Origin of the sequence: Mycolicibacterium setense (assembly GCF_000805385.1) — a bacterium.
Taxonomy (GTDB): Bacteria; Actinomycetota; Actinomycetes; order Mycobacteriales; family Mycobacteriaceae; genus Mycobacterium; species Mycobacterium setense.
In genome coordinates, this window is record NZ_JTJW01000008.1 from 556,088 (window position 1) to 579,061 (window position 22,974).

27 protein-coding genes and 2 tRNA genes are annotated in these 22,974 nt (G+C 66.9%); 16 read left to right on the top strand and 13 right to left on the bottom strand.

Annotated features, from left to right (window positions below; all coding sequences use genetic code 11):
* Nucleotides 1–27 precede the first annotated feature (27 nt).
* Nucleotides 28–101 (bottom strand) — tRNA-Pro (locus QQ25_RS20935).
* A 126-nt stretch (nt 102–227) separates the two neighbouring features.
* Here QQ25_RS20935 and QQ25_RS20940 point away from each other — a divergent pair.
* Nucleotides 228–301: transfer RNA gene (locus QQ25_RS20940), tRNA-Gly, on the top strand.
* A gap of 81 nt (nt 302–382) precedes the next feature.
* On the opposite strand, the gene QQ25_RS20945 is transcribed toward QQ25_RS20940, so the two are convergent.
* Complete coding sequence (locus QQ25_RS20945) at nt 383–916, bottom strand: MBOE_33420 family protein (RefSeq protein WP_409370997.1); 534 nt, start codon at nt 914–916, stop codon at nt 383–385.
* Nucleotides 909–1,055 (bottom strand): hypothetical protein, encoded by a 147-nt coding sequence (locus tag QQ25_RS31125; RefSeq protein ID WP_169748645.1) that lies wholly within the window; start codon nt 1,053–1,055, stop codon nt 909–911. The genes QQ25_RS20945 and QQ25_RS31125 overlap by 8 nt, the downstream gene beginning before the upstream one ends.
* Before the next feature lie 239 nt (nt 1,056–1,294).
* Here QQ25_RS31125 and QQ25_RS20955 point away from each other — a divergent pair, with 239 nt between their 5' ends.
* The 4 genes from QQ25_RS20955 (at nt 1,295) to QQ25_RS20970 (ending at nt 4,730) form a co-directional block, all read left to right on the top strand.
* On the top strand, nt 1,295–1,576 hold the full coding sequence (locus QQ25_RS20955) for a GlsB/YeaQ/YmgE family stress response membrane protein (RefSeq protein ID WP_039380771.1): 282 nt from the start codon (nt 1,295–1,297) through the stop codon (nt 1,574–1,576).
* Between the two features lie 143 nt (nt 1,577–1,719).
* Complete coding sequence (locus tag QQ25_RS20960) at nt 1,720–2,337, top strand: maleylpyruvate isomerase family mycothiol-dependent enzyme (protein WP_039380773.1); 618 nt, start codon at nt 1,720–1,722, stop codon at nt 2,335–2,337.
* 344 nt (nt 2,338–2,681) lie between these two features.
* The gene (locus QQ25_RS20965; RefSeq protein WP_039380775.1) at nt 2,682–3,863 is read left to right on the top strand and encodes a serine hydrolase domain-containing protein; all 1,182 of its coding nucleotides are present in this window, start codon (nt 2,682–2,684) and stop codon (nt 3,861–3,863) included.
* Between the two features lie 51 nt (nt 3,864–3,914).
* Nucleotides 3,915–4,730 carry a DUF1542 domain-containing protein gene (locus QQ25_RS20970; RefSeq protein ID WP_039380776.1) on the top strand — a complete coding sequence of 272 codons (816 nt, stop codon included), beginning with the start codon at nt 3,915–3,917 and terminating at the stop codon, nt 4,728–4,730.
* Between the two features lie 31 nt (nt 4,731–4,761).
* On the opposite strand, the gene QQ25_RS20975 is transcribed toward QQ25_RS20970, so the two are convergent.
* Genes QQ25_RS20975 through QQ25_RS21000 form a run of 6 tightly spaced genes read right to left on the bottom strand, consistent with a single transcriptional unit; the run spans nt 4,762 to nt 9,599 of the window.
* Nucleotides 4,762–5,556: an Fpg/Nei family DNA glycosylase gene (locus tag QQ25_RS20975; protein ID WP_039322303.1), complete on the bottom strand. Its 795-nt coding sequence runs from the start codon at nt 5,554–5,556 to the stop codon at nt 4,762–4,764.
* 3 nt (nt 5,557–5,559) lie between these two features.
* Nucleotides 5,560–6,039: a ribose-5-phosphate isomerase gene (locus QQ25_RS20980; protein ID WP_039323127.1), complete on the bottom strand. Its 480-nt coding sequence runs from the start codon at nt 6,037–6,039 to the stop codon at nt 5,560–5,562.
* 37 nt (nt 6,040–6,076) lie between these two features.
* The gene (locus tag QQ25_RS20985) at nt 6,077–7,036 is read right to left on the bottom strand and encodes an isopenicillin N synthase family dioxygenase (protein WP_039380778.1); all 960 of its coding nucleotides are present in this window, start codon (nt 7,034–7,036) and stop codon (nt 6,077–6,079) included.
* On the bottom strand, nt 7,033–7,473 hold the full coding sequence (locus tag QQ25_RS20990; RefSeq protein WP_101906079.1) for a nucleoside deaminase: 441 nt from the start codon (nt 7,471–7,473) through the stop codon (nt 7,033–7,035). Before QQ25_RS20990 ends, QQ25_RS20985 begins: the two co-directional genes overlap by 4 nt.
* A complete protein-coding gene (locus QQ25_RS20995; RefSeq protein ID WP_039380779.1) occupies nt 7,470–8,864 on the bottom strand; it encodes a purine-cytosine permease family protein in 1,395 nt (464 codons plus the stop codon). The genes QQ25_RS20990 and QQ25_RS20995 overlap by 4 nt, the downstream gene beginning before the upstream one ends.
* 60 nt (nt 8,865–8,924) lie before the next feature.
* A complete protein-coding gene (locus QQ25_RS21000) occupies nt 8,925–9,599 on the bottom strand; it encodes a GntR family transcriptional regulator (protein ID WP_052235941.1) in 675 nt (224 codons plus the stop codon).
* Between the two features lie 202 nt (nt 9,600–9,801).
* Here QQ25_RS21000 and QQ25_RS21005 point away from each other — a divergent pair, with 202 nt between their 5' ends.
* The 8 genes from QQ25_RS21005 to QQ25_RS21040 are packed head-to-tail and all read left to right on the top strand — an operon-like array spanning nt 9,802 to nt 17,080.
* The gene (locus tag QQ25_RS21005; protein ID WP_039322311.1) at nt 9,802–10,617 is read left to right on the top strand and encodes a transporter substrate-binding domain-containing protein; all 816 of its coding nucleotides are present in this window, start codon (nt 9,802–9,804) and stop codon (nt 10,615–10,617) included.
* Between the two features lie 33 nt (nt 10,618–10,650).
* Nucleotides 10,651–11,313, top strand: a complete 663-nt coding sequence (locus QQ25_RS21010) for an amino acid ABC transporter permease (RefSeq protein ID WP_039380780.1) — start codon at nt 10,651–10,653, stop codon at nt 11,311–11,313.
* A complete protein-coding gene (locus QQ25_RS21015; protein WP_039381147.1) occupies nt 11,313–12,023 on the top strand; it encodes an amino acid ABC transporter permease in 711 nt (236 codons plus the stop codon). The genes QQ25_RS21010 and QQ25_RS21015 overlap by 1 nt, the downstream gene beginning before the upstream one ends.
* Nucleotides 12,020–12,748: an amino acid ABC transporter ATP-binding protein gene (locus QQ25_RS21020; RefSeq protein WP_039380781.1), complete on the top strand. Its 729-nt coding sequence runs from the start codon at nt 12,020–12,022 to the stop codon at nt 12,746–12,748. The genes QQ25_RS21015 and QQ25_RS21020 overlap by 4 nt, the downstream gene beginning before the upstream one ends.
* A 1-nt stretch (nt 12,749) precedes the next feature.
* A complete protein-coding gene (locus QQ25_RS21025; RefSeq protein ID WP_039380783.1) occupies nt 12,750–14,339 on the top strand; it encodes an N-acyl-D-amino-acid deacylase family protein in 1,590 nt (529 codons plus the stop codon).
* Between the two features lie 37 nt (nt 14,340–14,376).
* Entirely contained in the window at nt 14,377–15,513 is a 1,137-nt protein-coding gene (locus QQ25_RS21030; RefSeq protein ID WP_039380786.1) for a mandelate racemase/muconate lactonizing enzyme family protein, read from the top strand.
* Entirely contained in the window at nt 15,510–16,124 is a 615-nt protein-coding gene (locus tag QQ25_RS21035) for a bifunctional 4-hydroxy-2-oxoglutarate aldolase/2-dehydro-3-deoxy-phosphogluconate aldolase (RefSeq protein ID WP_039380788.1), read from the top strand. The genes QQ25_RS21030 and QQ25_RS21035 overlap by 4 nt, the downstream gene beginning before the upstream one ends.
* The gene (locus tag QQ25_RS21040; RefSeq protein WP_039380789.1) at nt 16,121–17,080 is read left to right on the top strand and encodes a sugar kinase; all 960 of its coding nucleotides are present in this window, start codon (nt 16,121–16,123) and stop codon (nt 17,078–17,080) included. The genes QQ25_RS21035 and QQ25_RS21040 overlap by 4 nt, the downstream gene beginning before the upstream one ends.
* On the opposite strand, the gene QQ25_RS21045 is transcribed toward QQ25_RS21040, so the two are convergent.
* Entirely contained in the window at nt 17,077–17,709 is a 633-nt protein-coding gene (locus tag QQ25_RS21045) for a mycothiol-dependent nitroreductase Rv2466c family protein (protein WP_039380791.1), read from the bottom strand. The genes QQ25_RS21040 and QQ25_RS21045 overlap by 4 nt on opposite strands.
* A gap of 284 nt (nt 17,710–17,993) precedes the next feature.
* Here QQ25_RS21045 and QQ25_RS21050 point away from each other — a divergent pair, with 284 nt between their 5' ends.
* From QQ25_RS21050 to QQ25_RS21060, 3 genes are all read left to right on the top strand, one after another.
* A complete protein-coding gene (locus tag QQ25_RS21050; protein WP_039322339.1) occupies nt 17,994–18,398 on the top strand; it encodes a DUF732 domain-containing protein in 405 nt (134 codons plus the stop codon).
* A 38-nt stretch (nt 18,399–18,436) separates the two neighbouring features.
* Entirely contained in the window at nt 18,437–21,028 is a 2,592-nt protein-coding gene (gene pepN / locus QQ25_RS21055) for an aminopeptidase N (protein WP_039380793.1), read from the top strand.
* 89 nt (nt 21,029–21,117) lie between these two features.
* Entirely contained in the window at nt 21,118–21,459 is a 342-nt protein-coding gene (locus QQ25_RS21060; protein WP_039323136.1) for an HNH endonuclease, read from the top strand.
* 77 nt (nt 21,460–21,536) lie between these two features.
* On the opposite strand, the gene QQ25_RS21065 is transcribed toward QQ25_RS21060, so the two are convergent.
* From QQ25_RS21065 to QQ25_RS21075, 3 genes are read right to left on the bottom strand one after another with little or no spacing between them, the layout of a single operon-like run.
* Complete coding sequence (locus QQ25_RS21065) at nt 21,537–22,019, bottom strand: DUF5130 domain-containing protein (RefSeq protein WP_039380795.1); 483 nt, start codon at nt 22,017–22,019, stop codon at nt 21,537–21,539.
* Nucleotides 22,006–22,236, bottom strand: coding sequence for an aa3-type cytochrome oxidase subunit CtaJ (gene ctaJ, locus QQ25_RS21070; protein ID WP_039322348.1), 231 nt, complete (start codon nt 22,234–22,236; stop codon nt 22,006–22,008). Before ctaJ ends, QQ25_RS21065 begins: the two co-directional genes overlap by 14 nt.
* Nucleotides 22,237–22,294: 58 nt before the next feature.
* Nucleotides 22,295–22,939 (bottom strand): HNH endonuclease, encoded by a 645-nt coding sequence (locus QQ25_RS21075; protein WP_039322351.1) that lies wholly within the window; start codon nt 22,937–22,939, stop codon nt 22,295–22,297.
* Nucleotides 22,940–22,974 lie beyond the last annotated feature (35 nt).

Genomic DNA, 22,974 nt, shown 5'->3' on the forward strand with positions numbered 1-22,974 from the left:
AGATAGTTCTTCCATACTGGTGGTGAGTCGGGGTGACAGGATTTGAACCTGCGGCCTTCCGCTCCCAAAGCGGATGCGCTACCAAGCTGCGCTACACCCCGTGGTGGTGATTGATCCGCTGCGGCAAAACCCACGAACGGACCACGCGAGATACTACGTGCTCACGGCACGGAGCATTCAATTGGCTTTGATCGGGGGCACACCGGTACAGTGCTGATGCTGCACATGCGGGCGTAGCTCAATGGTAGAGCCCTAGTCTTCCAAACTAGCTACGCGGGTTCGATTCCCGTCGCCCGCTCCACAGAGACCGCCCTGATGGGGCTGTCTTCTTGTTTGTGCGGCCGTCATCGCAGGTCGTGGCCAAACAAGCGCGACGGGCCGATCACCGCGCCGGCCCAGGTGGCGGATCGACGGGCGTGATCGATATCGGCAGCCAATGTGTGCCCGGTCCCTCGTCCGGGCATCCGGCTCCCCCGGTGACCAGCGTGCGCTCTCCGAAGAAGCTGCCGTCAGGATTCGGGATCCAGTAGTCCGAACGCCGGGCCATCACCGCACTGCCGGGATCGTTGCGATCACAGAAGTAGGGATACTCGCCGCTGGTTTCCCAACGGTCGTTGGTCCATCTGTACTCATAGGCCGCAGGCGCGCCAGGGTTGCGGGCATGGTCGTCGGTGTTGTCCATCTGCGCGACACAGCCGTTCACGTCGCATTGAGTGCTGAATTCGACGGGCACCGTCATCGGATTCATCGGTGTCGGCATTCCGTTGAATGTCTGCTTCGAGAAGTCGATGAGCAAGTCGTAGTGCCCGTACAGCGGCGGGGGTTCGACACGATCCGCTTGAGCGACAGGAAACCCGATCGATACGGTCCCCGCAGCGAACGCACCGACGAGGGCGCTTCTCACGGCACTAGTCATCTTTGTCGTCATCACGGTGCGCAGCCTCGATCACTTCGGGTGGCACGGGCTTGGCGAGCCAGGCACGAATCCGCAACAACCCACCGGCAACGGCCCCGATGGCGAACACCGCGACAAGCACCCAGAGCGCAACGGACACGAGGCCGATTATCGCGCGGTCATAGCGGTCTACGTGCGGTTTCGAGCCCGACAGTCGGCCATCGGCGGACATGTCGGCGCTGCTCGCTCATGCGGCCGGGCCGGAGAGCGATTTACTGACGAGTAGGCGGCTGCTCGGTATCGACTGCATCTCGGCACGGGCGGACAGGCCAAATTCGGAGGAGAGTGGTGTACATCACACCGACGAAAAGGAAGTCGGCATGAACGAAAGGCAGCGAGATGATCGGAGCAATTATCAGCGCAATCGTCGTCGGCGCGATTATCGGCGTTCTTGCGCGACTCATCATGCCCGGTAGGCAGAACTTGAGCACACTCATGACTGTCTTGCTCGGGATCGCCGGTGCCCTGCTCGGCTCCTGGATCACTTCCGCATTCGGATACAGCAACGCGAACGGCGGGTTCCAGATCATCCCGTTCGTCGTTGGCGTCGTGGTGGCGATCGTGCTGATCGCGGTCTACACCGGCCTTTCGGGCCGACGCGGCACGCCCGTCGGTCACTAGGCAGGGAACCTGAGCTCCGCCGATCGTGTCCCTCGGTCGGCGGAGCCACCTTTGCGTCACGGTCACCTGGCGCGGGACAAGTCCACCCCGGCCCCTGTTTAGTCTCATTGACTGAGTCGGATGTACGAGCGACGGGGACGCGAATGAACTACCGCGCGCTGGCTCGCCGAGAACGCCAGGAATTCGCCGATCTGCTGGACACGCTGAGCCCGCAACAGTGGCAGGCACCGACCTTGTGCGCGGGCTGGACGGTCCGCGACGTCGTGGCCCACACGGTCTCCTATCTCGAGCAGACGCGGCTGGGGCTGACCGCCGCGATGCTCGCCGCCCATGGACAGGTGGACCGGATCAATGAGAACGTGCGCCGCAGCCACGCCGGGCTGGGACCTGACAAGCTGCGGGTTTTGATGCGGGCCGGCATCGATCCCTCGGGTGCGGGTGCGCTGTACGGCTGTCGGGTGGCGCTCATCGAATGCCTGATCCACCAGCAGGACATCCGGCGTCCGCTCGGTCTCCCGCGCACGATGGACCGTCACGCCCTGCTCACGTCGTTGACGTATGCGCGGGTCAGCCCGGTGATCGGTGGAGCCTGGCGCACCCGCGGATTGCGACTGATCGCCACCGACCTCGACTGGACAGCCGGCCGCGGCGCCGAGATCCACGGGCCGGGCGAGGCACTGTTGCTGGCAATGACCGGACGCGTCGACGCGGTCGCAGACGAGCTGCACGGCCCCGGCGTGGCCGACCTCCGCAGTCGATGACACCTGGATGAGGCCTGACCAAGCCCACTTGCCCGCCGATTTCCACCGAGAGGTCGTTGCCGGGCCGGCGGCACGACCCTGCGGTAGAAAGCGACGAGCGCCCCACCACATCCACGACCCTGGCGTAGAAATCGGCACCACACCGGCGAGCGGAGGCGCCTCTCCCATCATCACGGCGCCGTCTCGAATGGTTTTCGATCCGTACTTCGGGGGTGCTTCGTGGTTGCGGTCCACCTACCGTGAGTAACGGGTGGGTTCGACCGACCGATCTTGAAGATGACATGGCCGCCTTGAGACAGTGCTCTCGCGCCGCCGCCGTAAAGCCCCACCTACGCAGGAGTCGCATGCCCGTAATGACCGCCATCGCAGGCACATGCGCGCCGGAATTCGACAACGTGCGACGTGCCTTCGAAACCAACTTCGCCGAGCGCGGCGAGGTCGGGGCCGCTGTCGCGGTCTGGGTCGAGGGCGATCTGGTGGTCAACCTGTGGGGCGGGTCCGCCGACGCCGCTGGAACTACTCCGTGGCGGCAGGACACCCTGGCCAGCGTCTATTCGGGATCCAAAGGGCTTTTGAGCACCTGCATCCATCTGTTGGCCGATCGCGGCGAGATCGACCTGGATGCGCCGGTGGCCCGCTATTGGCCCGAGTTCGGCCAAGCCGGAAAGCAGGACATCACCATCGCGATGGTGTTGGGGCACCGCTCGGGTGTGATCGGCCCGCGCGAACCGATGGACTGGCGCGACGTCACGGACTGGGGCGAGGTGTGCACGCGGATCGCGGCCGCGACGCCGTGGTGGGCGCCGGGCACCGCGCAGGGCTATCACGTCGTGACGTTCGGGTTCATCCTCGGCGAGGTCGTTCGCCGTGTCACCGGCCGCACCATTGGTCAGTATTTGCGCACCGAGATCGCCGAGCCCCTGGGCGCCGACATTCACATCGGGCTTCCCGCCTGGCAGCATCACCGATGCGCCGAGATGGTGAACAAGCCGTCGGTGCGCAGCCTGCTGGTCGACCACGGGGTGAGCCAGGCGCCGGACTCACTCGGTGACCATCCGATGGCCGGCTGGGCGGTGTCGATGGACTTCGTGCCCGACGACGAATTGGGCGTGCAGGCGCTGGACACCTGGCGGTCCGCGGAGTTCCCGAGCACCAACGCGCACGTGTCTGCCCTCGGCATGGCGACGTTCTACAACGCGCTGGCCCAGGAGAAGCTGCTGACCCGCGAACACATGGAGCGGTGCCGAATCTCCCAGGGCGGATTCGACTCCGACGTGGTGCTGGGCCCCCGGGTCGCCGATCACGGCTGGGGTCTGGGCTACATGCTCAACCAGCGTGGTGTGGCCGGGCCGAACACCGGGATCTTCGGCCACGGCGGCTCGGGCGGCTCGTTCGCGTTCGTCGACCTGGAACACCGGATCGGCTACGCGTATGTGATGAACCGTTTCGATGCCACCAAGTGCAATGCCGACCCGCGTACGGTCGCGTTGTCCAACGAGGTGTACTCCGCTCTCGGCGTAATTTGAGTTCTCCACGAGGGCCGGGAAACATCGTTTCCCGTCGGTACGCTGGACGCCATGAACAGCGTTTTGCTGGTACTCATCATCCTGGTCATCGCCGCGATCGCCTTCGTCGTCTACAACTCGTCGAAGGCGAACGGTCGCCGCGCCGCAGAGTCGCTGGCCGACGCCAAGGCTGACGCCCGCCGCCTGATCGAGCGGCTCGGCGGGCAGGTCCTCAACCTCACCGGCTCCGACGATGCGTCCAAGCAGGCGCTGGCCGACGCCTCCGAGCGCTACACCGCGGCGTCCTCACAGATCGATCAGGCCACCACCGCCAAGCAGGCGGCGCTGGCCAAGGAGAGCGCCATCGAGGGGCTCTACTACGTGCGCGCGGCGCGTACCGCCATGGGGATGGATCCCGGCCCCGAGCTGGAGTCGCTGACCGGGCAGCGTGCGGCCGGCGCCGTGACCGAGGACCGCAGGATCAACTTCGAGGGCCGCGAGATCGAGGCCTCCCCATCCCCCTCGGAACGCACCCCCAACTACTACCCCGGTGGCCGGGTCGCCGGACGTCCGGTGCCCGCCGGCTGGTACTCCGAACCGTGGTGGAAGCCTGCCCTGGTCGCCGGGGCCTGGGGTCTGGGCTCGGTGCTGCTGTTCGACGCGATGTTCTCCGGTATGCACGGTGTCGACTACGGCGCACAGGGTTTCGAAAACGGTTACGGTGACGGCTATTCCGACGGTTTGGCCGCGGGCCAGGACGGCGGTGGCGATGGCGGCGGCTTCGACGGCGGCGACGCAGGCGGTGGCGACTGGGGCGGTACCGATGCCAGCGGCTGGGACGGCGGCGGCGACTTCGGTGGTGATTTCGGAGACTTCGGCGGCTTCTGACGCGCTCGTGTGTCGGGCGCGCCGAGCCCACTCACACCTGGCAGTCGGGACACCAGAACAGGTTGCGCGCCTCCAGTTGCGCGGTGCGCACCGTGGCTCCGCATACGCGGCACGCGTCCCCCGCGCGGCGGTAGACGTAGGTGCGGGGCCGACCGGGACCGTAGGACGGGGCACCGTGATCGTGCTCGGGGCGGACGACGACGATCTTGCCCCGCCGCACGCCGACCTTCATCAACTCGACGAGATCGGTCCACAGGTCACTGAATTCGGCCTGCCCCATGTGGGTGCCCGGCCGGTAGGGGTCGATGTGGTGGCGGAACAGCAATTCACTGCGGTACACATTGCCCACCCCGGCGATCACCGACTGGTCCATCAGTAACGCCCCGATTGACCTGCGGGACTTGCTGATTCGCTTCCACGCCAGGGCCGGATCGGCATCCTTGCGCAACGGGTCGGGGCCGAGGCGGGCCACCACGTCGGCGATCTCGGGCTCGGCGATCACCTCACAGACGGTGGGACCGCGGAGATCGGTGCCGTAATCGGTGCCCACGATCCGCATCCGCACCTGGCCGACCGGCAACGCCAGCGGCACAGGCGCTTCCGTGAATGTCCCGTACAGGCCCAGGTGGATGTGCACGACGTGGCCACCGTGGTAGTGGTGGAACAGGTGCTTGCCCCAGGCATCGGCCTGTTTGAACACCTGGCCGTTGACCGCGGCCGCACCGTCGGCGAATCGGCCCTGGGGGCTGGACACCACCACCGGTGCCCGGCCGAACCGCTTCTGGTGCAGCCGGGCCAGCCGGTGCAGGGTGTGCCCTTCGGGCATGGATCAGGCAGGCGCGCCGGGAACCGGCGGAGCCACGTGGTCCTTCTCGTATTCGGCCAGGATGTCGATGCGGCGCTGGTGGCGCTCGGCCTCCGACCACGGCGTGGCCAGGAACGCGTCGACGATGGCCAGCGCCTCCTCCTCGGTGTGCATGCGTCCGCCCAGGCCCATGAGCTGCGCGTTGTTGTGCTCGCGGGCCAGCTTGGCGGTCTCGACACTCCAAGCCAAAGCGCAGCGGGCGCCGGGCACTTTGTTCGCGGCGATCTGCTCACCGTTGCCGGAGCCGCCGAGCACGATGCCCAGGCTGCCCGGATCGGCGACGGTCTTGACCGCCGCGTCGATGCAGAACGCCGGGTAGTCGTCGTCGGCGTCGTAGGCGTACGCACCGCAGTCGATCGGCTCGTGGCCGGTCTTCTTGAGGTGCTCGATGATGGTCTGCTTGAACTCGAATCCGGCGTGGTCGGCACCGATGTAGACGCGCATGCCGGTCATTCTCGCAGACGACCCTGCAGGCCCCGAGCTACCCGATGGTGATGGCGTCCAGGCGTTCCTTGATGAAGGCCGATGACGTCACCGGCTCCAGGCCCGCGACCTTGCCGATGGGCGGCTCCAGCGGCGTGACCAGTGCATCGTGGTTGGCCTCGTAGAAGTAGATCAACGAGACCAGGTCTTCTTCCGGGGCGTGCGGCTGCGGCGGCAGCACACGGTGCCGGCCCGAGGGCCAGCGCCGGCCACTCCAGTACTCCAACAGGTCACCGATGTTGACGGTGAGCGATCCGGGCTCCCACGGCGCGTCTTCCCAGCCCTCCTGCTCGGAGTACACCTGTAGTCCCCCGGCGCCGGGCTCGCGGTCCAGGACCGTCACGGTGCCGAAGTCGGTGTGCGGGCCGATGCGGAACTGCCCCGGCTCCGGCTCCCCCACCACGCTCACCGGCGGATAGTGGTTGATGTTCATGGTCCACGTCGGCCGGTCCGCCAGGGCCACAAAGGGATTGACCGGCAGCCCGAGCGCGTGGGCGAACAGCGCCAGCAGGTCGTCGGAGACCTTCCGCATGGCAGCGGTGTACGCCTCGACCAGCGCTTGCAGTGCGGGCACCTCGGCCGGCCACACGTTGGGCGCGAACCAGATCCGATCCACGTCAGGGTCGCCGGTCGCGGTCTCGGCGCCCAGGCTGTAGCTCTCCTTGAGGTCCGGCGGGGTCTCGGTGCCCTCGGCGTAGCCGTTGGCTTCGGCGCCCGGCCCGATCCAGCCGTGCCCGCCGACCGGCACCGAGTAGCGCCGCTTGACCTCGTCGGGAAGCGCGAAGAACTCCCGGCTGGCCGCGCGAACCTTCGCCGCCAGCCCGACGTCGACACCGTGGCCGGTGACGACGACGAACCCGGCGCGCTGAAGCCCGGCGTCGACCTCGGCGGCAACCGCGTCGGCCTCGGCCCCGCCGGCGTACCACCGGGACATGTCAACCGTGGCTATGGCACTCATTCGCCGATGTCCTCCGCCCACAGATCGGGCCGCTCGGCGATGAATTCCTCCATCATCGCCACGCAGCGCTCATCGTCGAGCAGAGTAACCGCGACCCCGTGCTCGGCCAGCCAGTCATGGCCACCGGTGAAAGTCCGGCTCTCCCCGATCACCAGGGCGCCGATGTTGAACTGACGGACCAGGCCGCTGCAGTACCAACACGGCGAGAGCGTCGTCACCATGATCGTGGACCGGTAACCTCGCTGACGGCCGGCCGCCCGGAACGCGTCGGTCTCGGCGTGGATCGACGGGTCGTCGTTCTGCACGCGACGATTGCGCCCGGCTCCGAGCAGCGTCCCGTCCGAGCTGAACAATGCGGCACCGATGGGAATACCGCCCTCCGCCAATCCTTTTCGCGCCTCCTCGACGGCGACGTCGAGCATCTGTTCCGGGTTCACGCCGACACCCTTTCGGCCTGGATCCGAGTGCGGCACAACACGAGGTAGCACGCACCCGCGATGAGGAATCCGACGAAGAACGTGACGTCACCCAACTGCGGGAGCTCCCGCGCGATGTAGCCGACGAACTTCGCCTGATTGCAGAACAACGTCACCGACACGACCAGGCCGATCAGGAACGACACCAGGCCGGGCCAGTTGGTGTAGGAGCGGTCGTAGAGGAAGTGTGCGACGGGTTGATCCCCGCGCAGGTACTCGTCGGCGAACACGACGCCGAGCCACGGCCCGATCCAGTACGCGATGATCAGCAGGAAGGCCTCGTAGCTTGCCGCGGCATCGGCCAGTGCCCACCACGCGATGAGGAATCCGACGATCCCGAAGAAGGCGGTGGCCAGCGCCCGCGCGATGTGATGCGGCAGCTTGATGCCGATGGTCACGAAAGCCATTGCGCCCGAGTAGATGTTGATCGCATTGGCGGCGACGGCCCCGATCGCGATGGCCAACAGGGTCAGGCTTGCCAGCCACGGGGCCAGCTCTGAGGTGAACGCCGTGGTGGGATTGTCGGAGACCGCCGGGCCGATGGTCACCGAGGCCGCCCCGACCGTCTGTAGCAGCATGCATGACACGAACAGTCCTGCGGCAGCGAAGAACCCCGTGCGCGGTCCGGCCGCCGAGCGCGGAAGGTACCGCGTGTAATCGGCGGCATAAGGCGCCCACCCCGCGACATAGCCGAATGCGGTACCCACCGTCAGCAGGAACCCACCCGTGCCGCCGACACCGCCGGTCACAGCGGGGGCGCCGAGATCAGCTTTCGTCAGGATCACCACCGAGGTGATGGCGAAGATGACCGCGAGCACCGGGAACGCCCACCGCTCGAAGGCCTGAACCAGGTTGTGCCCGAACACCGCCAGCGCGGTCTGCACCACCACGACCAATACCAGTGCCAATACCGGCGCGATGCCGAACAGGGTGGACAGCGCGAAGGCACCGCTGACGCTGTTGGTGGCGAACCATCCGATGCCGGCGGTCACCGTCATCAACAGCGACGGCACGGCATTTCCCTTGAATCCGAACGCCAGCCGGCCCAGCACCATCTGCGGAACGCCGTGCAGCGGCCCGCGCTTGGACAGGAAGTAGTGTGCGAGCGCCCCGAGCCCGGTGCCCAACGCCAGGCCGGCCACCGCCTGCCAGAACGTCATGCCATAGACGGAGACCGCCAGCACGCCAAGGAAGATCGTGGCGAACTCGAGGTTCGGCGACGTCCAGGTCCAGAACAACTGGCTGGGCTTGCCGTGCCGGTCGGCCTCGGCGATGTGCTCGTTGCCGCCCGGCTCGACCGCTGCGATCCGGTCGCGATAGGAACCGTCGGTGCTGGGCTCAGCCGCTGTCATCCGTACACCGTGGCGTGAGCCGCGGTGTTGCGCAACCGGAACGCGGAGATTCGTTGGCGGTCAATCGCGCTCGGCGACGGAAAGCAACTCGCGGGCACTGGTGACGATGTGGTCATCGAGCGCGGAGCGGCGCGCCTCGGGCCCGCCCGTCTTGATGGCATGCAGCAGCGCCCGATGCTCTTCGGGAATCGCCAACGGGCTCTCGTGGCGCCTGGCGAGCCGGTGGATCTGCATCCGGATGCGCGGTTGCACACTGGCCCACAGCTGCATCGCGTGGTCAGACTGAGCGCTTTTGACGATCGTTTCGTGAAACAGCACGTCGAGTTCGTTGAGCAGATCCAGGTCGTCAGCCGCTGCCGCATCGTCCATGAGGGCCACGAACCGCTGCAGCTCGGCCAGCACGGCGGGATCGGCGCTTGCCTTCTCCACTGCGAACTGCTCGATCGACAACCGCACCGGAAGCAAGACCCCCAGCAGTTCGTCGGCGCTCACCGTCGCCACGAATGCCCCGCGGTTGGGGATGTGATGCACCAGGCCTTCACTTTCGAGCTGCCGCAGGGCTTCGCGCACGGGACCGGGGCTGGTGCTCAGGTGCGCGGCCAGCACATCCTGCTTGAGCTGCGCTCCGGGAGCCAGGCCGCCTTTGACTATCTGCTCACGCAGCCAGTCCGCGATCTGATGCCGTCGCGACGCGGGCAACGGGACGACCGCCAGTGGTTCCAGCGCCTCCGTCAACGGTCGTTCTCCTTTACAAGCGGTCGCCAGGGTTGCCCAGTGGCGTCAATCCTAGGCAGCCGTCTGCGCGCGTTCCGGCGCAGACACTGCCATCTTCGACTGTTGCGTAGATTACAGATTATAGATAATCTCTGATTTATCCAAGCGAGGCGCGGCGGTCATCCGGCCTCAACCTGAAAGATCTCCTGAACAAAGGACATTCATGCGTAGAGCCCTCCGCGTCGTGTTCGCCGCCCTTGCCGCAATCACCGCGCTGGTGCTGGCCGGGTGTACGTCGTCGGGTCAGACCGGCACCTCCCAGAGCAGCGTCCTGAACAAGGTGCTGACCTCCAAGAAGATCACTGTCGGGGTCTTCGCGGATGCCCCTCCGTATGGCGTGATGAACAGCTCGGGCGAGTACGAGGGCTTCGACATCGACAAGGCCAGAGCGCTCGCCGACTCACTCGGTGCCAGAGTGGAATTCGTCAGTGCCACCAATGCCAGCCGAATTCCGATGCTGGAGACGGGCAAGGCCGACGTCGTCATCGCCGCGCTGACAAACCTCGACGAACGCGCCCAGGTGGTGGCACTGACGAGGCCATACGCGTCCGAAGGGCAGCTCGTCGTGGTACCCGCCGACAGCCCGATCCGAAGCTACGACGACCTCACGGGCCGCACCGTTGCCTCGACCCGCGGCAGCGTGCCCGCCACCATCTTGGAAGCCGAGTTTCCGCAGGCCAAGCCCAGCCTGTTCGAAGCCGTTGCCGACTCCATCCAAGCCCTGCGCAGCGGAAAGGTCGACGCGCTGATGGAGAGCACGGCGGTGGTCGCCGGCGTCCGCGCGAGCCAGGGTGATGCCGTACGGGTGCTCGATGCTCCCCCACTGGCGCCGTCGTTCGTGTCCTTCGGCATCAAGATGGGCGACCAGCTCTGGCTCAACTACCTGAACAACTTCGTCATGAACTACAACATCAGCAAGGCCGCCTCGGAGTCCTACAACAAGTGGCTCGGCATGGACGTCCCCGCGCTCATCAAGTAAACCGCTGCATCCCAACATTTCTCAGGACGACACATGCAGCTCTATTACGGGGACCTGATCCCCTATCTCATTCCACTGCTCAAAGGCCTCGCGGTCAGCATCGGGGTGAGCCTGGTGGCAGCGATCGCCGGCGGCGCGTTCGGAATCCTGCTCTACACCGGGCGCACCTCCCGAGTGAGTATCTTCCGCGTCGCGTCGTCGGCCTACATCGAGGTCATCCGCAACACCCCGCTGCTCTTGCAGCTCTACCTCGTCTACTTCGCATTGCCGCAGGCCGGTGTGAACCTCGACCCGGTGGCCGCGGGCATCCTCGCGCTCAGCATCAACAATGCGGCGTACATGGCCGAGATCTATCGCGCGGGCTTTCAGTCCGTGCCGGCCGGCCTGCGCGAAGCAGGCGCGGCCCTCGGGCTCAGCCCGCGCGACACCTTCTGGCGAGTGCTGCTGCCACCGGCAATGCGAAATGTCCTGCCGGCCATCACCAATCAGGCCATCCTGCTGTTCCTGGCCTCGTCGATCACGTCGGTCGTATCGCTGCCCGATCTGATGCACGTGATGATGGGAATCACCTCGACCACGTTCCGCACCATCGAGGCGTTCACCGTCGGCGGCCTGCTCTACTTCGCGGTCGCGTTCCTCATCGCGAGCCTGTCGCGAATCGTCGAAACCCGGTTCATCAAATGGAAGGTGGCGTGATGTTCGAAAGACTCGGCACCCAACATCTCTCGCTGATCTGGGAGGGAGCCCTCGTCACTCTCCAGATATGCGCGCTGTCAGTGCTTTTCGGCGGCTTACTCGGAATTGTGATCGGCCTGATGTCCACTGGAACGATCCGCGCCCTGCGGTGGGTGGCCGCGCTCTACGTCGCGGTGATCCGCGGCATCCCGGTGTTGCTGATCATCTTCTTCGTCTACTTCGGCATACCGCTGATGGCCCCGGGCAGCAGCCTCTCGGAGTATTGGGCCGCGGTGATCGCGCTGTCGGTGTTCGCGTCGGCCTACATCGGCGAGCTCGTGCGTGGCAGCATCCAAGCGGTCCCCGGCGGACAGTTCGAGGCCGCCGACGCACTCGGGCTGTCCTACGCGCAACGCATGCGCTGGGTCATCCTTCCGCAGGCCGCCCGGGTGATCGTGCCGCCCGGTGTGGGGTTCCTGGTGGTCCTGATCAAAGACAGCTCGCTGGTCGCAGTCATCGGTCTCATCGACCTCACCCGCGCGGGCAACGTGGTCAGCTCGCTCACCGCCGATCCGATCACCACCTACCTCATCGTCGGCGCCGGCTATTTCGTCATCTGCTACACGCTCTCGTCGCTGGGCCGCCGCTACGAACAACGGCTCGACGTCCACATCAAGGCGCCCGAAGTCGGAGACACCCTCACCCTCACCACAGGAGCGAAGAAGAAATGATCGAGGTCGACGGACTGCGACTGAGCTTCGGCGACACCGAAGTGCTGCACGGCGTTTCGTGCCGGGTGGCCGCGCGCGAAGTGGTGTGCATCATCGGCGCCTCGGGCTCGGGCAAGAGCACGCTGCTGCGCTGCATGAACGGCTTGGAACGGCCGTCGCACGGCACGATCGTGATCAACGGACACACGCTGGGACCCCAGGAGAAGACCGCCGATCTGGCCGTGGTGCGCCGCGACGTCGGCATGGTGTTCCAGCATTTCAACCTGTTCCCGCACATGACCGTCACCGAGAACATCGCGCTGGCGCCGCGACGGGTACTGGGGCGCACCAAGAGCGAGGCCGAGGAACGGGCCCGCACCCTGCTGGGTCGAGTGGGGCTGGCAGACAAGGCCGGCGTCTATCCCGATTCGCTGTCGGGTGGCCAGAAACAACGCGTGGCCATCGCGCGTGCACTGGCGATGGATCCGACGATCATGCTGTTCGACGAGCCCACCTCGGCGCTGGACCCCGAGATCGTCGGCGAGGTGCTGGCCGTGATGAAAGACCTCGCCGCCGAGGGCATGACGATGGTAGTGGTAACCCACGAGATGGGCTTCGCCCGCGAGGTGTCCGACCGGGTGATCTACATGGACAAGGGCACCATCGTCGAAACGTCCAGCCCGACATCGATGTTCACCTCACCGCAGGAGACCCGCACGCGGGAGTTCCTGAGCAAGGTGCTCTGAGATGCCGGCGCTGGACTACTTGCTGACGGGCGCAGATATCGTCGACGGCACCGGGACACCTGCACGACGAGCCGATGTCGGTCTACGCGGGAACCGCATCGCATTCGTCGGGTTGTCGACCGACGTCCGAGCAGTCACCACGCTCGACTGCACCGGCATGATCATCACCCCCGGGCTGATCGATCCGCACAGCCACAGCGACTGGTCGGTGCTGGGCAATCCCGACGCCTTCAGCACGATCCACCAAGGCGTCACGACCGAGGTGGTCGGCAACTGTGGCCTCACCTATGCCCCGATCGGCGACGAGGATGCCGACACGACCGCGGGCGCGCTGCGCGCCATGGGCTACGACGGTCCGGTCGACTGGCGCAGCTTCGGCGATCTCGTGCAGCGGGTCCACTCCGGTCCGACAGCGCAGAACCTCATGTGGTTCGTCGGGCACACCGCGATTCGCAGCGCCGCGCGGGCAGCCCCCGACCAACCGCGCACGCAGATCCGTCTGCTCGAGGAGGCGATGGAGGCCGGCGCGATCGGTTTCTCGAGCGGACTGGAGTACGGCTCAGGGCGTTTCGCCGCCACCGAGGAACTCGTGGCACTCGCCAAGGCCGCAGGCCGGCGTGACGGCATGTACGCCAGCCACATCCGAAATCGCGACGCCGATCTCGACTCCGCCGTCGACGAGTTCTTCGCCGTCGTCGACGAAGGGGAGGTGCGGGCACAGCTGTCGCACCTGAACGTGCGTCATGGCACCGGCGCCGAGTCCGGCGCCTGGGAGCGCGCGGCCGAGCGCGTTGTCACCGAACGGCAGCGCGGAACCGATGTGCTGGCCGATATGACCCCCTACCCGCACGGTATCGGCATGGCCACCGGGTTGCTGCCCGCATGGTTGGCGGGGCGTCCCGGCGCCGAGGCCGCCGAACTGCTCAAGGATCGGGAAGTTCGACAGCAAGTGCGCCGGGACAGCGACAGGTACTGGCGGTTCGTCCACCGCGGCCAGTGGCACCGCGTGCGACTCGGTGTCAGCCCGACCCACCCCGACTGGGAAGGACTGTCCTTCACCGAGATCGCCGAGAGACACGGCGCCGACGAGTGGGAGTGCCTGTTCGACATCCTCACTGCGGCAGGCGCCGACATGGGCAGCGTGCAGCTGATCGGCGAATTGTTCACCGCGGGCCACCTCGCCGAGGCGATCGCGCACGACCATTTCCTGCTCGGGGTCGACGCCTTCAGCACGTGCCGGCACGGCGCTCTGGACGGCAGCACCCGCAATCCGTTGTTCTACCACGGGCATACGCACTACCTGGCTCACCACGTTCCGGCGGGCACCCTGTCGCTGGAGACCGCCATCCACAAGATGACCGGCATGGTCGCCGGACACTTCGGCATGCGCGACCGGGGTGAACTGCGCGCCGGCGCGTTCGCCGATGTCGTCGTGTTCGACCCCGCGATCATCGACCGCACCGACACCTGGACGCTGCCACGCCGGTACGCCGACGCGGCCCGCCATGTCTGGGTGAACGGCGTGCCCGTCGTCACCGACGCCGCCCACACGGGCCACAGGCCCGGACGCATGCTCACCCACCGGCCGTGACCACACGGCCACATCATCCCGAGGAGCTCCAAAACACATGAAAATCACCGGCATTCAGACGTGCGGGCTGCGCGGCGCCACCCCGGAAGGGGGCTGGTCCAACGAACTGCACCCCGACGACGTCGTGCACACCCTGGTCGCCGTCCACACCGACAGCGGCCAGGTCGGCATCGGCAGCGCCTTCACGACCGAAGGTTTGGTCGCCGCCGCCGTGGATCTGCTTGCGCCGCAACTTATCGGACAAAGTGCATTGGAGGCCGAACGGCTGACCGAGACGCTGCACCAGAGCGCGTTCTGGATGGGCCGCGGCGGCTCCCTCACCCATGCCACCAGTGCCATCGACATCGCGCTGTGGGACCTGGCCGGCCAGGCGCTCGGTCAACCGGTAGGTCGGCTGCTCGGGGGCCGTTACCGGGAGCGGGTGCGGCCCTATGCCTCGGTGCTCATGGACGAGGCACCGGTGATGACCGAAAACCTGGCGCAGCTGGCGAATCAGGGCTTCACGGCGTTCAAGATCGGCTGGTGGAAGTTCGGCCGCGTGGACAGCGAGACCGACGAGCGGACCGTCGCCGCGGCCCGCGAAGCCGTCGGCGACCACGTGCTGGCCGTCGACGCCGGTGGTTCTGAGGCGTTCTTCCCTGGCGGGCTGTCGTGGGCCAAGCGCACGGCCGACATGCTGGCCGATTACGGCGTTGCATGGTTCGAGGAGGCGTTGGCACCCGACGACGTCCACGGTTTCGTCGAGTTGAGGCGGCATTCCAAGGTGCCCATCAGTGGCGGTGAGGTCCTGACCCGTAGGCAGACATTCTTGCCTTTTCTCGATGCGGGGGCCTTCGACATCGTGCAGCCCGACACCACCAAGGGAGGCGGCCTGAGCGAGTCACGCCGCATCGGCTGGGTTGCGCAGGATCGTGGGGTGCGACTGATCCCGCACGGCTGGAACACCGCGATCGGGTTGGCCGCCGATCTGCATCTGGCATCGGCGTTAGCGGCAACCGATTTCGTCGAGTACAAGACCGGATCTGCCTACATCGACGAACTCGTCAGCGGCGGATGGGATCTCGACAGCGACGGCATGCTCGCGGTGCCGGACGGGCCGGGGCTCGGCGTCACCCTGGACCGAACGGCGCTGGAGCGCTACGGCACCCGCCCGACGTTCGCCGACGCCCGATGAGCGACGTGTTCGAGCACCGCGTGATCCCGCTGGCGACCGTGCGCGATCCGATTCACATCGATGCGATCGGCGACGGACTCGTCGACGGTGGCCTGCCTGTGGTCGAGGTGGCATTGCGCGGTGAGCACGGTCTGGCCGCGATTCGCCGGCTCGTCGCGCGGGGTGATCTCCTGGTTGGCGCCGGCACGGTCCGCTCGGTGGAGCAAGCGCGCGCCGCGATCGACGCGGGCGCACAGTTCGTGGTGTCACCCGGGCTGGATCCAGAGGTGGTGCGATGCGTCGGGCAGGCCGGGCTGGCGGTCATTCCAGGCGTCCTGACGCCGACCGAGGTAGACACCGCGGCCCGGCTCGGACTTCACCGGGTCAAGTTGTTTCCGGCCGCCGCAGTCGACACGTCTTGCCTGTTGTCGGCGTACACGGCGGTGTTTCCGGAGATGCTTTTCATGCCGTCGGCCGGCGTCACCGCCGCGAGCATGGCTGAGTTCCTCACTCAGCAGGCGGTTTTCGCCGTCAGCGGCAGCTGGATCACCGCCCGGGCCGACGCCGGCGCAGCCGCGGTGGCCGATGCGGCCCGCGAAGCCATCGCCGTCGCCGCGCAGGTGCCGCTATGAGCCCGACCTTTGACGTCGTCACCCTCGGGGAAAGCCTCGGCCTGCTCACGGCGCCGCAGGCGGGGCGCCTGCACCACAACCCGACGCTGCGGCTGGGATTCGGCGGTGCCGAGAGCAATGTGGCCATCGGGGTGGCCCGGCTCGGCGGCACGGCGGCCTGGATCGGCCGACTCGGCGCCGACAGTCTCGGCGAGTTGATCCTGCGTGAACTGCGGGCCGAAGGTGTGCACCCCTACCCGGCGCACGACCTCGACACCGCGACGGCGCTCATGATCAAAGAACGTCCGCACCCCGGCGCGGCCCGCGTGAGCTATTACCGCCGCGGACACGCCGGCAGCCGGCTGCGACCGGCCGATGTCCCGATCGCTGTCGTCACTGACACGAAAATCCTTCATGTCACCGGCATTTCGGCGGCATTGGGCGACTCCGCCCGATCCGCGGCCCACGCGGCGATCGACGCCGCTACATCGGCGGGCGCATCGGTGTCGTTCGACGTCAACCACCGCACCGCCCTGTGGAGTGACCAGAGGGCGGCAGCGGCGGCCTATCTCGAGCTCGCCCAGCGGGCTGACATCGTATTCGCCGGAGAAGCGGAGGCTCAGCTGCTCACCGGAGCCGAGACACCCGGACGGCAACTCGACGCTCTGCTGAGCCTTGGCATCGATTGTGCGGTGGTCAAACGCGGCGCCGAGGGGGCAATGGCTGCCACTGCGGAGGACCGGTGTGCGGGTCCGGCCGTCGCGGTCCCGGTGATCGACACCGTCGGCGCCGGGGACGCCTTCGTCGCGGGCTGGCTGGCCGATCTCGCCCGCGGCGCGACGTTGCGCCAGTGCCTGGACACTGCGCTGGCGTGCGGGGCGTTCGCGTGCACCGGCGACGGAGACTGGGAGTCGGCTCCGAGCCGCGACGACCTGCGGTGGCTACGTCACGGCGCGGCTGATCCGGTTTCGCGCTAGTCGAACTGCGGCGGCTCGCTGCGGGACCGCTTGAGCTCCCAGAAGTGCGGGTACGACGCGAACGTCACCGAGGCGTCCCAGAGCTTGCCGGCCTCTTCGCCGCGCGGGATCTTCGAGAGCACCGGACCGAAGAAGGCGACACCGTTGACGTGAATGGTCGGGGTGCCGACGTCGTCGCCGACGGCGTCCATACCGGCGTGGTGACTCTTGCGCAGTTCTTCGTCGTACTTGTCGGTGGTGGCCGCCTCGGCGAGCTCGGCGGGCAGCCCGACCTCGTCGAGCGACTGCGCGATGACCTGGTCGAGGTCCTTGTTGTCCTGGTTGTGGATCCGGAAGCCCATCGCGGTGTACAGCGGGCCGAGGATCTCCGGGCCCTTGAGCTGTTCGGCGGCGATCGCGACGCGGACCGGGCCCCACGCCTTCGTCATCAGTTCCTGGTAGTTCTCGGGCAGGTCGCGGCCTTCGTTGAGCACCGCGAGGCTCATGACGTGGAACTGCACGTCGATGTCGCGCACCTTCTCGACTTCGAGGATCCATCGGGAGGTGATCCAGCACCACGGGCACAGCGGGTCGAACCAGAATCCGGCCGTGTCTTTTCGATCTGTGGCCTTCTGATCTACGGGGGCCATCTACGCGTCCTCTCGATGTGGTTCAGGGCACAACTGCATCCAACACAACTCTGCACCCGCGTTGAGATGTTCCCGACTCGAGTAACTATCCCGGCGGCAATTGCGACAACCTTGATGGTGGCCGGCATGTCGACATGCATGCTGAAGTCACGACAGCAGCACAGGAAACGCATAGTGGGCGAATCTTTATCGAAACGTGTTGCCCCTGTGACCCTGGTAAACCACTGTTGCCAAAGTGAGCAGAGCGATCTAAAGGGTTCTGCGTGATAGCTGAGGAGCTCAATATGGCCGCTCGTGCCTTCCTGGCGACGGCTGGTGCCGTCGCCGCCGCCCTGATGTTCGCAGTCCCTGCCCAAGCCGACCCGGTGCCCAACCCGGCCGATCCGACCGACAGCTCGTTCCTGAACGCGCTGAACGATGCCGGTGTGGGCTACGGCGACCCCAACACCGCGGTCCAGATGGGCCAGGACGTCTGTCCGATGCTCGTCGAGCCCGGTAAGGACTTCGCGTCGGTGGCCTCCCAGATGCGCGGCGACGGGGGCATGTCCCCACAGATGGCGTCGTTCTTCACCGGCATCGCGATCCAGATGTACTGCCCGCAGATGATGTCGTCGATCAGCGACGGTTCGATCCTGAACAACCTGGGTGCGCTGAACGGACTCGCCGGGATCGCCGGCTTCCCCCAGTAGCCCGGGTCCTGCTGACGTCCAGCCACTAAGTTGGACGGGTGGCACTTCCCAACCTCACTCGCGACCAGGCCGTCGAGCGCGCTGCTCTGGTCACCGTCGACAACTACCGCGTCATCCTCGACCTCACCGACGGCAACGGCAAGCCGGGCGACCGCACGTTCCGGTCGACCACCACTGTGACGTTCGACGCACTCGCCGGAGCCGATACCTTCATCGATCTGGCGGCCGACACCGTCCACAGCGCGACGCTCAACGGCAACGCCCTGGATGTGTCCGGTTACGACGAATCCACCGGCATCGCCCTGAACGGCCTGGCCGAGCACAACGTCCTGGTGGTCGATGCGGACTGCCTGTACTCGAACACCGGTGAGGGCCTGCACCGCTTCGTCGACCCCGTCGACAACGAGGTCTACCTGTACTCACAGTTCGAGACCGCCGACGCCAAGCGCATGTTCGCCTGCTTCGACCAGCCCGACCTGAAGGCCACGTTCGACGTGCAGGTCACCGCGCCCTCGCATTGGCAGGTGATCTCCAACGGGGCCACCACCGCCACCGAACCCGGCGCCACCGCGACGGTGCACACCTTCGCCACCACCCCGAAGATGAGCACCTACCTGGCGGCGCTGATCGCCGGACCGTACGCGGTGTGGCGCGACACCTACTCCGACTCCCACGGCGAGATCCCCCTGGGAATCTTCTGCCGTGCCTCGCTGGCCGAGTTCATGGATGCCGAGCGGCTGTTCACCGAGACCAAGCAGGGTTTCGGCTTCTACCACAACAACTTCGGCGTGCCCTACGCCTTCGGCAAGTACGACCAGCTGTTCGTGCCCGAGTTCAACGCGGGCGCCATGGAGAACGCGGGCGCGGTCACGTTCCTGGAGGACTACGTGTTCCGGTCCAAGGTGACCCGCGCCTCCTACGAACGCCGCGCCGAGACCGTGCTGCACGAGATGGCGCACATGTGGTTCGGCGATCTGGTGACCATGGCCTGGTGGGACGACCTGTGGCTGAACGAGTCCTTCGCGACGTTCGCATCGGTGCTGTGCCAGGCCGAGGCCACCGAATACGACACGGCGTGGACCACTTTCGCCAACGTGGAGAAGTCCTGGGCCTACCGGCAGGATCAGCTGCCCTCGACGCATCCGGTCGCCGCCGACATCCCGGACCTGGCCGCTGTCGAGGTCAACTTCGACGGCATCACCTACGCCAAGGGCGCCTCGGTGCTCAAGCAACTGGTGGCCTACGTCGGACTCGAGGAGTTCCTGTCCGGCCTGCGCGACTACTTCCGCGACCACGCCTTCGCGAACGCTACATTCGGCGATCTGCTGGGCGCCCTGGAGAAGTCCTCGGGACGTGACCTGTCCGGTTGGGGCCAACAATGGCTCAAGACAACGGGTTTGAACACATTACGGGCCGACTTCGACGTCGACGGCTCAGGTGCGTTCGCCCGATTCGCCATCGCCCAGTCGGGTGCGGCACCCGGCGCCGGGGAAACCCGCGTGCACCGGCTTGCCGTGGGCATCTACGACGACGACCCTGCCGGCTCGGGCAAGCTGGTCAGGGTGCACCGCGAGGAGCTCGACGTCGAGGGACCGATCACGGAAGTCCCTGCGCTGGTGGGAATCCCGCGCGGCAAGCTGATCCTGGTCAACGACGACGACCTGACCTACTGCTCGCTGCGCCTTGACCCGGCCTCGCTGTCGACCGTGCTGTCCCGGATCGCCGATATCGCCGACCCGCTCCCCCGCACACTGGCCTGGTCGGCGGCCTGGGAGATGACCCGCGAGGCCGAGATGAAGGCTCGTGACTTCGTTGCCCTGGTGATGAGCGGAGTGCACGCCGAGACCGAGGTCGGTGTCGCACAGCGGCTGCTGATGCAGGCGCAGACCGCGCTGAGCTCCTACGCCGACCCCGCCTGGGCCTCCGAGATCGGCTGGCCGGCGTTCGGCGACGCACTGCTCGATCTGGCCGGGAAGTCCGCGCCCGGTTCCGATCACCAACTCGCCTTCGTCAACGCGCTGTGCAATTCGGTGCTGGCGCCGAATCACGTCGCCGTGCTGTCGACGCTGCTCGACAACGAACCCGCCGCGGCGAACCTGCCCGGCCTGGTGGTCGACACCGACCTGCGCTGGCGGATCGTCACGGCGCTGGCCCGCAACGGCGACATCGATGCCGATGGTCCCGAGACGCCGCTCATCGACGCCGAGGCCGAGAACGATCCGACCGCCGCGGGCAAGCGTCACGCCGCGGCGGCCTCGGCCGCCCGTCCGCAGGATGAGGTCAAGTCCGCGGCGTGGGAGCAGGTCATCGAGGACGACACGCTCGCCAACATCACCACCCGCGCGATCGTCGGCGGATTCGTGCAACCCGGCCAGTCTGAGTTGCTGGCACCGTTCACCACCCGCTACTTCGCGGCGATCTCGGGGGTGTGGCAGCGCCGGTCCAGCGAGGTCGCGCAGACCGTGGTGATCGGGCTGTATCCGTCGTGGGATGTCAGCCAGAACGGGCTCGACGCGGCGGACGCGTTCCTGTCCGATCCCGAGGTGCCGCCGGCGTTGCGCCGCCTGGTGGTCGAGGGCCGCGCCGGCGTGGAGCGCTCCCTGCGCGCCCGCGCCTTCGACGTGAGCTGATCGGTCAACGCGAGCGACCGCGGAGGTATGGCGACACGCCGTGATCGCCGTGTCTACGCGGTCGCTCGCCCGGCTCATACGCTGTGCCGATGGCGGTCAGTCGAACCCGCGCGGCACGGGCTGCCCGCAAACGCAAGCGCCGGATGGACCTCGTCGTCCACGACCTCACCGACGATCAGTGGGACGCCATCAAGTCCGCGTGGGGCGGGTGCGCGTACTGCGGCACCGCCGCAGGCCCGTTCCAGAAGGACTGCGTCATGGCGATCTCGCGCGGCGGTCGTTACACAGTCGACAACGTCGTGCCTGCCTGCGCGTCGTGCAACGCCAGCAAGTGCAACTTCGAGGTCAGCACCTGGATGCGGCGCAAACGGCTCGATGAGCGCGCGTTCTTGACGCGCTATGTGGAGATCCGCAACAGCCTGACCGGTTGAACCGGCGTCAAATGCAGCGAGCGTGTGTGATCGTCAGCTGACGATCACACACGCTCGCGGTGCGTAAGTAGAAACGATCAGGCGGGAGAAACGCCGGCCGACAGCACGCGCACGGCGCTGATCAGACCGTCGATCAAGTTGCCTTCCTTGAAGGAGGCGGCAGCCGCCGAGACACCCAGCGGGGCGGCCTCTTCGATGCCACGGCCCTTGACGTCGGCGCCGTAGACCACCTCGATGGCGTGCTGGTCGGGTGAGACCGCGAGCAGCACCGCATTGTCCGGAGTGGGCACCTTGGCCAGGATGTCCCGGGCCGTGGCGGCGGTGTCCGCGCCCAGATCGCCGATGTAGATCGCGAACCGGGCCTTGGCCGCCCGCGAGCCGTACTTCAGGGCGTCGTCGAGCACGACGAGGTCCATCGTCGGGAACGGGTAGTGCGCCGACAGCTCACCGGGCTCGGTGACCCCGGAGATCCGACCGCTGTAGGTCAGGGCATAGCCGTAGGGCAGGTCGAGTTCCCGGGTCGCGGTCGCGAGCTCGGATGTTTGGCTACCACTTGCCACTTGCGCCGCCTCCGATCGTCACACCGTGTGAATGCCCGCCGTGCCCGTGATCCTGCGGCTCCTCGGCAGCCCAGAGGATGGGCTCGTGGGTCCACGGATCGGACATCTTGTAGGTGGCCGGGTGCGGTCCCTTGCGGGTCAGGTAGATCAACGCCAGGACCACGAACAACAACAGCGGAACCCCTCCGAGGAGGGAATGGGTAAGTGCTGTGCTCACGCGCAAACCGTATCAGCCGCAACACGACGACGCGCCGAGAGTGCCCGGCAACGAGGCGTCACGCCGCACCCTCTCCGAGATAGCGCACCCAGGCCGGGTCGAGTTCCTTGATGGTCGACAACAGCCTCCAGTGCTGACCCTTCGGCGGCATCGGAACGCACCGCAGTGACCAGCCCAGTTCGGCGAGCAGACGGTCGGCCTTGCGGTGATTGCACGGCGCGCATGCCGCCACACAGTTCTCCCACGAATGCTCGCCGCCGCGACTCCGCGGGATGACGTGATCGACGGTGTCGGCCCGCCCGCCGCAGTACGCGCAGCGGAAGCGGTCCCGGTGCATGAGCGCGGCCCGGGTCATCGGGACGCGGGCCCGGTAGGGCACCCGCACGAAGGTGCGCAGCCGGATCACCGAGGGCACCACGATGGTGCGGGTGGCCGAGTGGATGACCGGTCCCGACGGGTCGTCGTGCACGACGTCGGCCTTGCCGCACATCACCATGATCACCGCGCGCCGCAGCGGTAGCGCCGTCAGCGGTTCGTAGGTGGAGTTGAGCAGCAGAACCCGGCGACGGCCCCACAGTGACGCGTCGGGGGCCGTCGTCGGCAGTGCCTCGACGCTGTGCAGGGGGCGATTTGGCACATGGGGTCCCGAGGGGCCGGGTATGTGGCCGGTCCGTCGCATATGGCTTTTTTTGCTGTGCGCCATGGAGCCTCCGAGGAGACAGTCCACCACGGATCCAG